At 68.5% G+C, this 11,334-nt stretch carries 10 protein-coding genes and 1 pseudogene; 7 read left to right on the forward strand and 4 right to left on the reverse strand.

Annotation, left to right across the window (positions count from 1 at the left end):
* Positions 1-1,192 (reverse strand): annotated as a pseudogene (locus tag NA8_RS28070) (hypothetical protein); the annotation flags it as partial.
* Positions 1,193-1,624: 432 nt separating this feature from the next.
* On the opposite strand from NA8_RS28070, the gene NA8_RS28075 reads away from it, so the two are divergent.
* Complete coding sequence (locus tag NA8_RS28075) at positions 1,625-2,317, forward strand: response regulator transcription factor (RefSeq protein ID WP_063053350.1); 693 nt, start codon at positions 1,625-1,627, stop codon at positions 2,315-2,317.
* Positions 2,314-3,564, forward strand: coding sequence for a sensor histidine kinase (locus tag NA8_RS28080; protein ID WP_063053351.1), 1,251 nt, complete (start codon positions 2,314-2,316; stop codon positions 3,562-3,564). Before NA8_RS28075 ends, NA8_RS28080 begins: the two co-directional genes overlap by 4 nt.
* Before the next feature lie 4 nt (positions 3,565-3,568).
* On the opposite strand, the gene lepA is transcribed toward NA8_RS28080, so the two are convergent.
* Positions 3,569-5,470, reverse strand: a complete 1,902-nt coding sequence (gene lepA / locus NA8_RS28085; RefSeq protein WP_084467142.1) for a translation elongation factor 4 — start codon at positions 5,468-5,470, stop codon at positions 3,569-3,571.
* Positions 5,471-5,898: 428 nt separating this feature from the next.
* On the opposite strand from lepA, the gene NA8_RS28095 reads away from it, so the two are divergent.
* Both NA8_RS28095 and NA8_RS28100 read left to right on the forward strand, forming a co-directional pair.
* The gene (locus NA8_RS28095; protein ID WP_063053354.1) at positions 5,899-6,450 is read left to right on the forward strand and encodes a type II toxin-antitoxin system PemK/MazF family toxin; all 552 of its coding nucleotides are present in this window, start codon (positions 5,899-5,901) and stop codon (positions 6,448-6,450) included.
* Between the two features lie 17 nt (positions 6,451-6,467).
* Positions 6,468-6,863 carry a DUF5360 family protein gene (locus tag NA8_RS28100; protein ID WP_218019523.1) on the forward strand — a complete coding sequence of 132 codons (396 nt, stop codon included), beginning with the start codon at positions 6,468-6,470 and terminating at the stop codon, positions 6,861-6,863.
* 42 nt (positions 6,864-6,905) lie between these two features.
* Here the strand turns inward: NA8_RS28100 and NA8_RS28105 are convergent, their stop codons facing one another.
* Positions 6,906-7,694 carry an aquaporin gene (locus tag NA8_RS28105; protein WP_063053355.1) on the reverse strand — a complete coding sequence of 263 codons (789 nt, stop codon included), beginning with the start codon at positions 7,692-7,694 and terminating at the stop codon, positions 6,906-6,908.
* A gap of 618 nt (positions 7,695-8,312) precedes the next feature.
* Here NA8_RS28105 and rpsT point away from each other — a divergent pair.
* Both rpsT and NA8_RS28115 read left to right on the forward strand, forming a co-directional pair.
* Complete coding sequence (gene rpsT, locus NA8_RS28110; protein ID WP_063053356.1) at positions 8,313-8,573, forward strand: 30S ribosomal protein S20; 261 nt, start codon at positions 8,313-8,315, stop codon at positions 8,571-8,573.
* A gap of 174 nt (positions 8,574-8,747) precedes the next feature.
* The gene (locus tag NA8_RS28115) at positions 8,748-8,993 is read left to right on the forward strand and encodes a hypothetical protein (protein WP_063053357.1); all 246 of its coding nucleotides are present in this window, start codon (positions 8,748-8,750) and stop codon (positions 8,991-8,993) included.
* Positions 8,994-9,000: 7 nt separating this feature from the next.
* Here the strand turns inward: NA8_RS28115 and NA8_RS28120 are convergent, their stop codons facing one another.
* Positions 9,001-9,813 (reverse strand): helix-turn-helix domain-containing protein, encoded by an 813-nt coding sequence (locus tag NA8_RS28120; RefSeq protein WP_063053358.1) that lies wholly within the window; start codon positions 9,811-9,813, stop codon positions 9,001-9,003.
* A 366-nt stretch (positions 9,814-10,179) separates the two neighbouring features.
* Here NA8_RS28120 and NA8_RS28125 point away from each other — a divergent pair, with 366 nt between their 5' ends.
* The gene (locus NA8_RS28125; protein ID WP_063053359.1) at positions 10,180-11,250 is read left to right on the forward strand and encodes an aldo/keto reductase; all 1,071 of its coding nucleotides are present in this window, start codon (positions 10,180-10,182) and stop codon (positions 11,248-11,250) included.
* Positions 11,251-11,334 lie beyond the last annotated feature (84 nt).

The raw sequence follows: 11,334 nt of genomic DNA on the forward strand, positions 1-11,334 counted from the left end.
CCGAGGCCGCGAGCGGCTGTGCGACACCCGGCGCGGCCGACGACTGCGCCATTCCCGCCGACGAGGACTGCGTGACGCCGGAGGCCGCCGACGACTGCGTCGCGGACGAGCTCGGTGACGTGAGCCCGCCGAGCAGACCGGGATGGCCGGGCGCATGCGGGTCGGTGACCGGGTGATCAATGCCGTCCGGCACGTGGATGCCGTCGGCCAGCCAGTCGGTGTACTCGTCGAGCTGATCGCCGACGTGACCGACCGCCATATCGACCTTCATCTCGGAGGTGAAGTAGATCCCGTTCGGGCCGAGCCCGAAGTCGACCTGCCACTGCGTGCCGACGAACGCCCCCAGATCGCTGCCCGCGCCGACGCCGTCGAACGGATCGTCCGCCGTCGGCGCCGCACCCACGCCGCTTCCGGGTAGGCCGCTGTTTCCGGGCAGGTCGAAGACGGTGGAGCCGGGCGCGACGAAGCCGTTCGAGCCGGGCAGGCCGAACCCGTGCCCGGCTTGGCCGAGTCCGTGGCCGGGCAGGCCGAAGCCGTGGCCGCCGGGTGCGTCGAGATCGTTCGCGGCCTCGGACCGGACGCCGGGCAACGAGAAGCCGTGCGATGTATTGCCCTCGGTCCCCGGAATGGTCAATCCGGATCCGGAACCGCCGTCCGTGCCGGGGATGCCGCCCAGCCCGGGGACCCCGCCTCCGGAGTGTCCGGGCAATTGCATCCCGTGTGTGCCCGACTCGCCGCCGGGCAGCGTCGGTAGTGGCATTCCGGCGTCGGTACCGCTGTATTCGCCGAGCGAGGGCAGCGATCCCGCAGGGCTTGCGCCGGTGCCGGGCAACGTGAACCCGGGGGCCGGGTTGACCGGCCCGGGGGCCGGATTTCCATGGGCGACCGGGCTGTTCGGGCCGTGCGAGGAGAACGGCGTGGGCTCGACGACCGGGTCCGGGAAGGTGATCACCGGGCTCGGCTGATCGGGATCGGGATCGGTGCTGTGCGCCCAGCCGGTGTGCCAGCTGTCGAGGCGGGATTCGCCCGGTTGCGCGGGGACGCCGCCGCCGTTGGCGGCGACCAGGGCGCCGCCGGTGACATAGGCGCCCGCTCGCGCCACCCGCGCGACGCCGGTGGCCACCCGGTAGGCGGTGTCGCCTGCGCGGTCGGCGCCTTCGGTGTCGTCGTCGAAGGGCAGATCACGCGTCATAGAAGCTCCACTCTCGATTGTCCAGCATCCTCACCGCGCCGGTCCGACCGAGTGAAGATCACCCCAACAGTATTTCGGGAATACTCGCCTGTCACATTCTCCAGGACTGGAGAGAATGTCACTGTGGTGAGCAACACAACCTTGCCATCCAAATTACGGGATCGGAAGCCCCATTTCCGATGGCCTTCCGGACCGCGCGCAGTCTCCGGTACGCACCTCTACCAGGCCCGATCGCCTCGTCGTCGGCGCACCGGCGGACGCGCCGGGAAAAACTAATGAAACTCTGAGAGTTGCCGAAAGAGTGCTGAAGATCCGCTCCGTACCGTCGAATTCGATGAAACAGCCGTTCGGCAGCATGGACGCACGGGAGACCGAACCGTGGACGCGTCAACCCCAACCCGCCATCTCAAACTGCGGGATTAGATTGGCACCATGGCCGGACAACGAATCTTGGTCGTGGACGACGAGGTTCGCGTCCTCGCGTCGCTGCGGCGGGGACTGGAGCTCTCCGATTTCGAGGTCGTCACCGCGGCCGACGGCGCCGAGGCGTTGAGTATGGTCCGCGCCACCACGCCCGACGCGATGGTCCTCGACGTCAACATGCCCGAACTCGACGGCGTCGGCGTGGTCACCGCGCTGCGGGCGATGGGCAACGACATCCCGATCTGCGTGCTCAGCGCGCGCACGGCGGTCAGCGACCGGATCGCCTGCCTGGAGCGCGGCGCCGACGACTACCTCACCAAGCCATTCGATCTGGGTGAACTCGTCGCCCGGTTGAACGCGCTGCTGCGGCGCAGGCAGAAACCGGCTCCGCGGCCGGAGGAGGTGCGCACGGTCGGGCGGGTACGGATCGACCCCGCCGGGCACCGGGTGCTGGCCGGGGGCAAGCCGGTGGAACTGACGAAGCGGGAATTCGAGGTGCTCGCCCTGCTCGCCGGGCACATCGGCGTCGTGCTCGGCCGCGAGCAGATCCTGTCCGCCGTGTGGGGCTACGACTTCCCCACCGACACCAACGTCGTCGACGTGTTCGTCTCCTATCTGCGGCGCAAGCTGGAGGCGGACGGCGTGCCCCGGGTGCTGCACACCGTGCGCGGCGTCGGCTTCGTCCTCCGGGAGGAACCATGAGCAGGTCACCGTCGCTGCGCACCCGCGTAGCGGTCGTATCGGGAGTTGTCGCGGCGCTGGTCACGCTCACCTTGACGGTCACCTTCGCCGGGCTGCTCGGCGCCACCGGCGAACGTCAGCTGGACGAGACCGTCTCCTCGATGGCGGTGCGGATCGCCGCGCCCCTCGAAGCGGCTCCCGCACCGCCGTCCGCGGCCACGCTGTCTCCCGAGCAGACGCCCGCGGACGCGCGGCGGCCGGGCGTGCCCGCCGACGCCGCGATCGCCCGGGTCGACGGGTTGCCCGGCGTGCTGGTCGCGCTCGATCCCGATCGCGATGTCGTGGAGGCGGCGATTCATCGCAGTCAGCGCATCGGGCTCGGCATCGGAGTGGCGGGCGCGTTGCTGGCCGCTCTGCTCGGCTGGTTCCTGGCCGGATTCGCCGCACGCCCACTGCGCCGCCTGGCCGATGCCACCCACCGCATCGAGACCTTGGAGGAACTGCCGCCGCTGTCCGGCCGCGGCGCACGCGAAGCCGAGGAACTCTCCGACGCGATCACCCGCATGCTCACCCGGCTGGAAGCCGCCCACCGCGCCACCCAACGCGCGCTGACCGGCGCACGCGACTTCGCCGCGGTCTGCGCGCACGAATTGCGTACGCCGCTCACGGCTCTGCGCACCGACCTGCAGGTCCTGGCCACCAAGGAGATTCCGGACCAGCAGCGCCGTGCGATTCTGTCCGAGGTGCTCCTCGCCGAACGGCAGATCGAGAACACGCTGACCGACCTGGAACGCCTCGCGGTCGGCGAACTCACCGGACCGGACGTCTTCGAGCCGTTCGACCTCTGCGACGTGCTGGACCGGGCGGTGCACGACGCGCGGCGCAGGCACCCGGGGGTGCGGGTGGAGCTCGGCGAATGCGCTCCGGTCACCGTGACCGGTTCGCCCGGCGGCGTCGGGCTCATCGTCACGAATGCCGTCGCCAACGCCGTGCAACACGGCCGGGCCGAAACCGTCACCGTCAGCGCCCGATCCGGCCCGGAGGACATCGTGGAGATCCACGTCGACGACGACGGCCGCGGCATCCCCGAGGCGCTGCGCGCCGACGCCTTCGACCGCTTCGTCAAAGGCCCCGGCTCCCCCGGCTCCGGACTCGGCCTTGCCCTGGTCCGCCAGCAAGCCGAATTGCATTCCGGCGCCGCCGAACTCGAGGCAAGCCCGCTGGGCGGAGCGCGCCTACGCGTCCGGCTGCGCGCGGCGACGGGTTAGCCGCCTACTTCTTGTCCTTGGGCTTGTCCGAAGCGGCGTCGGAGGACAGCGCGGCCACGAAGGCTTCCTGCGGGACGTCGACGCGGCCGATCGTCTTCATCCGTTTCTTGCCTTCCTTCTGCTTCTCCAGCAGCTTGCGCTTACGACTGATGTCACCGCCGTAGCACTTGGCCAGCACGTCCTTGCGGATGGCGCGGATGTTCTCGCGGGCGATGATCTTCGACCCGATCGCGGCCTGGATCGGCACCTCGAACTGCTGGCGGGGGATCAGTTCGCGCAGCTTGGTGGTCATCTTGTGGCCGTATGCCTGCGCGGCGTCGCGGTGCACGATCGCGCTGAACGCGTCCACCGCCTCGCCCTGCAACAGGATGTCCACCTTCACCAGCTGCGACTCCTGCTCGCCCGACTCCTCGTAGTCGAGGCTCGCGTAGCCGCGGGTGCGCGACTTCAACGAGTCGAAGAAGTCGAAGATGATCTCCGCCATCGGCATCGTGTAGCGCAGCTCGACGCGGGTCTCGGAGAGGTAGTCCATGCCGCCGAGCTCGCCGCGGCGGGACTGGCACAGCTCCATGATCGAACCGATGAACTCGCTCGGCGAGATGATGGTGCACTTCACGACCGGCTCGTACACCGTCTTGACCTTGCCCTCCGGCCAGTACGAGGGGTTGGTGACCACGTGCTCGGCACCGTCCTCCATCTCCACCCGGTACACCACGTTCGGCGCGGTCGAGATGAGGTCCAGATCGAACTCGCGCTGCAGGCGCTCGCGCGTGATCTCCATGTGCAGCAGGCCGAGGAAGCCGCAGCGGAAACCGAACCCCAGCGCCACCGAGGTCTCCGGCGTGTAGGTCAGGGCGGCGTCGTTGAGCTGCAATTTCTCCAGCGCGTCGCGCAGGTCCGGGTAGTCGGAGCCGTCCACCGGGTAGAGGCCGGAGTACACCATCGGGCGTGGCTCGCGATATCCGGTGAGCGGTTCGCTCGCGCCGCCGCGCGCGCCGGTCACCGTGTCGCCGACCTTGGACTGACGCACGTCCTTCACGCCCGTGATCAGATAGCCGACCTCGCCGACGCCCAGACCCCGGGTCGGCTTCGGCTCGGGCGAGACGATGCCGATCTCCAGCAGCTCGTGGGTGGCGCCGGTGGACATCATCTTGATCTTCTCGCGCGGGGTCAGCTTGCCGTCCACCACGCGGACGTAGGTGACCACGCCGCGGTAGGTGTCGTAGACCGAGTCGAAGATCATCGCGCGGGCGGGCGCGTCTGCTTCGCCGACCGGCGGCGGGACCTGGGCGATCACCTGGTCGAGCAGATCGGTCACGCCCTCGCCGGTCTTGCCGGAGACGCGCAGCACGTCCGACGGCTCGCAGCCGACGATGTGCGCCAGCTCGGCGGCGTAGCGGTCCGGGTCCGCGGCGGGCAGGTCGATCTTGTTCAGCACCGGGATGATCGTCAGATCCTTGTCCAGCGCCAGATACAGGTTGGCCAGCGTCTGCGCCTCGATACCCTGCGCGGCGTCGACCAGCAGGATCGCACCCTCACACGCCTCCAGGGCGCGCGACACCTCGTAGGTGAAGTCCACGTGGCCGGGTGTGTCGATCAGGTGCAGCACGAAATCGCTGCCCGCGTGCTCCCCGGTCCGGGGCGTCCAGGGCAGCCGCACGTTCTGCGCCTTGATGGTGATGCCGCGTTCGCGCTCGATATCCATCCGGTCCAGGTACTGCGCACGCATCTGCCGCTCCTCGACCACACCGGTCAGTTGCAGCATCCGGTCGGCCAGCGTCGACTTGCCGTGGTCGATGTGCGCGATGATGCAGAAGTTCCGGATCCGGGCGGGATCGGTGAACGTCGTGTCGGCGAAGCTGGCGGGCACTCCACTCCTCATGGGTATCGGCAAACTGCCGTCCATCGTCCCATGATGCTGTGTTGGTTTTTGCAGCGCCTGCGGCGCTGCGTGTTCGCGGCCCCGGGAAGTCTCGGGTTCGAGCGACCGAGACTCGCGACTACGTCGCCTGCGCTTCGGTCACACGAACCCGAGACCGGCCGCGAACGGTGCTCGTAAGACTCGCACTCGACGGGGCTGGGAGTGTGGTCGAGCGGAGGGCTCGCAACGTCGCCGCCGCCGGGCGCACCATGCCGCTCTCGGCGGTGATCATCGCCATCAGCCTCGGCGCACTGGTCGTCTTCCGCGACGGGCAGCGGAGCCGGACTTTCGTCCGCTCGGTCCCGGATGGGCCGCATGTCCGACTCCATGGCGGCTCGGGTCGTCGACGACGCTGACGACACAACGGATCCCACGCGGGTGAGAAGCGGCGGGCGCGCCGTTATCCTCCAGAGATGGCCCGAAGTTGGAACACCCTCGGCAAGCAGATCGGTCTGATCGCCAAACAACAGGGTCCCAAGATCGTCAAGCAGCAGGGGCCCGGGCTGGTCGACCGGCTGGTGGGGTCGCTGGCCCAGCGGCGCGCGACCGGTGTCGCGGTGCGGCCCGCCGCGTCCAGGCCGGTTCCGACCGCGGAGCGGGCCCGGCAGATCGTCTACTCGCCGCAATTGGACGGCCGTGCCGATCCCGGGGAGATCGTCTGGACCTGGGTGCCGTTCGAAGAGGATCCGAGCAACGGCAAGGACCGGCCGGTACTGGTGGTCGGCCGCGACCGTCGCACGCTGCTGGGCCTGATGCTGTCGTCGAATCCGGAACGCGCCTACGACCGCGACTGGATCGGCATCGGCAGCGGGGCATGGGACCACGACGGCCGCCCCAGTTGGGTGCGGCTCGATCGGGTGCTCGACGTGCCGGAGGCGGGCATCCGCCGGGAGGGCGCGATCCTGCCACGCAAGACCTTCGATCTGGTCGCCCACCGGCTCTGCGCCGAATACGCCTGGCACTGAGTCCGATCGTGTTTCGCGTGCTCGGGCCGACCAAGATCGCCATGGTTGTCACCGACATCGGTTTCCTGCTCTACTGGGCGATCGCGTTCGCCCAGGTGATCCCCCCCGAATGGGCCTACAAGGATTACACCGACCCGATCCTCAGCGACTGGAACTACTCGTTCGTCGTCGTGGACCTGGCCGCGAGCGCCACGGGTCTGGCGAGCCTGGCCCGTACGCCGGGCCGGCACACCCTGATGACCGTTTCGCTGACCCTGACCAGCGTGGCCGGGCTGCAAGCCCTCGCCTTCTGGACGCTGCGCGGCGATTTCAGCCCACTGTGGTGGACGCCCAACCTCTTCCTGCTGCTGTTCCCCCTCCCGGCCTTGGTCACCTCGGTATGCGACGGGCCGCGGGAGCGCACGGCCGGCTGACCGTCGCGGCCGCGTCTTCGGGCCGGGCGACCGCCGACCGGGTCAGGAGATCATCTCGCGGGAACGGCCGTACAGCAGGCCGTACAGCAGCGCACCGAGGGCGCCGCCGATCAGCGGGAAGACGATGAACGCCCAGACCTGCCCCATCGCACCGTCCTGGTAGGGCGCCACGGCGAGACTGCGGGCCGGATTGACCGAGGTGTTGTCCACCGGGATCGACACCAGGTGGATCACCGCCAGCGTGACGCCGATGGACAGCCCGGCCAGCGGCACGTCGGAGATCTGGTCGGTGGAGGACAGCACCACGAAGACCAGCAGCGCCGTCAGCATCACCTCGATGATGATCATGGCGGCCACCCCGTACCCGTTCTGCACCACCACCTCGCCGAGCGGTCCCCGGATCGCCGACGGGCTGTGCTTGCCCCACCCGTTCGCGCCGAGCCCGTCGACCGGCCGATCGTAGGACGGCAGGTTCTTGGCCAGCGCGAACAGCACGAGTCCGGCGAGGAGTCCGCCGATCAGTTGCGAGATCACATATCCCGCCGCCGACACGCCGCTGAGCCGACCGAGCAGCAGATGCCCCACGGTCACCGCCGGGTTGACGTGGCAGCCCGAGATGGGCCCGATCGAGTAGACCAGGAACATCAGCGACAGGCCGAAGCCGAGCGCGACGCCCAGCGGACCGACCTTCTCCCCCGCCAGCACCGCGGTGCCGACGCCACCGATCACCAAGACAAAGGTGCCGAGCGCCTCGGCGCCCCATTTCTTGCTCTCGGGAATCGGTTTGTTCTCGACAGCCTCTTCGACTACTTCCTGGGCCGTTGGAGACATCTGTCCACCTTCCGCGTTCCAGACCTGCGCTCGGACTAGTCGTGGTACCGCTTCGACAACAGAGCCGCTCGATGAGCAACGGTTGCTCTGAGGACGCTACGCGAGTCGAGTGATCTCTACAACGACTTCGGGGTCCGCCGAGCCGCGGCTGGAAAGGGAGCCGTCAACAGCGGAACATCGGCGTTGCCCGAGGCCCGTCTCGTCTCGAGTGAAAATACTGTTCTCCAGGGGAGATGCTGCCGGTCCCGCCGGGCCGACACCGAACGCCGCTCTGGTCTCGGTATCGGTGTGAGCGTGCCCGGCAGCCGGGCGGCATGGAGGTAGCCAGAGATACACCGCGTCAGGTGCCATCTGCACGGCGGGCGCGTGGCTGCGATGCCCTCCGGAACGCAGGTGGAGGCCGGCAGCACGAACGTGTGCCGGACCGAAGCCCGATTGCCCGATTACCCGATTACCCGAGCAGCGGCCGTCCGACCGGTCGGGTGTCGATTTCGTGCGCAGGACGGCGACTGGTAACCTCGATCTTCGGCGCTGCGTTACCCGTCCACCTCGGGTATGTCGCGCGCTCGACGAACTTTCCCAGGACATACCAACCAGACAGGAACACGAGGAACCGGCGTGGCCAACATCAAGTCCCAGCTGAAGCGGATCCGCACCAACGAGGCGGCGCGCAAGCGCAACCAGTCGGTCAAGTCCGCGTTGCGCACCGCCATCCGCAGCTTCCGCGAGGCCGCGGCCGCCGGCGACAAGGACGCAGCCGCCGAGCGCCTGCAATTCGCCAGCCGGAAGCTGGATAAGGCTGCCTCGAAGGGCGTCATCCACGCCAATCAGGCCGCCAACAAGAAGTCGGCCCTGTCGCTGGCTTTCAACAAGCTCTGATCCATCCGGTACCGCATGCCGGTACCGCGCTCGTGCTGTGACGCAGCCGCCGTGGCCTCGACGACCACGGCGGCTTTTGTCGTGTCCCGGCGGCAACATCTCTCTCGCGCTTTCTACCTGGGGTTTCAGGATTCGACCCGCGCCGTGTCAGAGGTTCCAGCTACCATTCCGCGCATGGTAACCGTGTATGCCAATCAGACGGTCGTTCGCGCCGAGGATCTGCCGGATGTGATCCGCGCCGCCGAGGTGCTCGGCTTCGGACTGAAGATCGAGAATGTGCTCGTTCCCGACGACGACGGCGGTTACTCGTTGGAGTGGATCGTCACGCGCGACGAGGACGTGCCCGCCTACGAGGAGTGGGACGGCCGCTACGAGGACGCGGACGACGACGGTGAGCTGGTCCTGAGTTCCGCGGAATAGCCCCTGATCACGGCGCATCCAGAGCGGCGACCAGCCGGTCCAGCGCGGCCTGGGAATCGGCGTCCACAGCGCGGTAGATGACGATCCGCTGGTCGGGATCCTGCACGGGCATCAGCACCTCATAGCTGACGACCAGCGGACCCACCAGCGGATGCCGCAGCGGCTTGTTCCCCCGCCCCTGCACCCGCACGTCGTGGCGGGCCCACGCCTGCTCGAACTCCGGACTGTACGCGGTGAACTCGGCGATCAGATCGGCCAGGGCGCGGTCGTCCGGGTGCGCGGCCCATGCCGCACGCAGATCCGCGATGCCCTCACGAATCACGCGTTCGCGCTCGACATAGAAATCCCGCATGCTCGGATCGAGCAGGCACAACCACATGGAGTTTCGCTGCCGCTGCGGTAGCGCGCCGAAATCGGTGATCAACGCCGCCATCTCCCGGTTCCAGGCCAGGATGTCGTAGCGGTGGTTCACCAGCATCGCGGGCAACGGCGACAGATCCCGCACCAGCATGGCCAGCGCGGGCGCCGGCGCGGTGCTCGGCTTGCCGTGGTCCGGCTGCCGCTGGAGCGCCAGATCGAACAGATAAGCGCGCTCGTCGTCGTTCAGGCACAGCGCCCGCGCCAGCGCGTTGAGCACCTCCACCGACGGACGCAGGCCGCGCCCCTGCTCCAGCCGCACGATGTAGTCGGTGCTCACGCCCGCGAGTTCGGCGACCTCTTCCCGCCGCAGCCCCGGTGTCCGGCGGGCCTGCCTGCGCTGCGGCAAGCCGAGATCCTCCGGCGTCAACCGCTCCCGGCGGGCCCGCAGGAAGGCGCCCATCTCCTGCACTCGATCTGCGCTGCCGCGACCTGCGCGATTGCCGGGAGTGCCGCCGCCGGAGGCGTCGCGGGGCCGAGTCGGATCCGCCGCGCTCTCGGGCTGTCCGTGACTACGTGGGCCGCCGCCGGACCCTAGGTCGCGGCGCTGAGTCGAATCCGCGCCGTTCCCGGGCCCGCCTCGGGTATGCGAGCTACCGCCGGGCCCGAGCTCGCGGCGCTGGGTGGAGTTCACCGTGCCAGTCATCACCGTCGATCCTACGGCTGCCTAGGACTGGCCTTCCCAGGATGAAGCTTCCCTTACTCGGCCTCGTGCGCCATTGAAAACTGGCTATCGACAACACGGCATCGCGAACCCAAGGAGCTGGACATGTCCGGAGCTCGCACCCTCGACACCTACCGGCTGCTCGGCCGCTCGGGACTTCGAGTCTCTCCGCTGTCCCTGGGAACCATGACCTTCGGCGCCGATTGGGGCTGGGGCGCGGACCGGGACGAGGCCCGCAAGATCTTCGACACCTATGTCGAGCGCGGTGGCAACTTCATCGACACGGCCAACCAGTACACCAACGGCACCTCCGAGCAACTGCTTGGCGAATTCACCGCGGACAACCGCGAAAGCCTGGTGCTGGCCACCAAATACACCATGCTGCGCCGTCCGGGCGACCCGAACTCCGGTGGCAACCACCGCAAGAGCATGATCGGCTCGGTCGAGGCCAGCTTGCGCAGGCTGAACACCGACTACATCGACCTGCTCTACTTGCACGCCTGGGACTTCCTGACCCCCGTCGAGGAAATCCTGCGCGGCATGGACGATTTGGTGCGCTCGGGCAAAGTGCTCTACGTCGGAATCTCCGATGCGCCGGCCTGGCAGATCGCGCGGATGCAGACCATCGCGGACCTGCGCGGCTGGTCACCGCTGATCGCACTGCAGATCGAGTACAGCCTGATCGAACGGACCGTCGAGCGTGACCTCATCCCGATGGCGCGTGAACTGGGTCTCGGCGTGATCCCGTGGTCTCCGCTGGGCAGCGGCGTGCTCACCGGCAAGTACAGCCGCACCGATCTCGACCACGAGGCGGACGGTTCGCCCGAGGGCAGCCGCAAGAACGTGGCCGCCGCCAACGGCTCACTCACCGAACGCGGGCTCGCCATCGCCGATGTCGTCAAGCAGGTCGCGGAGGAAATCGGTAAGACGCCTTCGCAAGTCGCGCTGGCCTGGACGCTGCGCGACCCCGCGATCACCTCGCCGCTCATCGGCGCCCGCACCGCGGCGCAACTGGAGGACAACCTCGGAGCGCTCGACGTGGAGTTCGACGCCGCCCAGCTCGCCCGGCTCGAACAGGCCAGCGCGGTGGACCTCGGCTTCCCGCACGAGTTCCTGAACCGCTCCATGACCCAGAGCGTCACCTTCGGCGACCTGAAGATCGAAGGGCGTGCCTGATCGTCGACCTAGGCGGCGGTGCGGACTGGATCCGCACCGCCGCACCCGACTGTCACCTCGCGTCGCACACCTTCCCGGGCACGC

Origin of the sequence: Nocardia arthritidis NBRC 100137, from assembly GCF_001612765.1 — a bacterium.
Taxonomy (GTDB): Bacteria; Actinomycetota; Actinomycetes; order Mycobacteriales; family Mycobacteriaceae; genus Nocardia; species Nocardia arthritidis.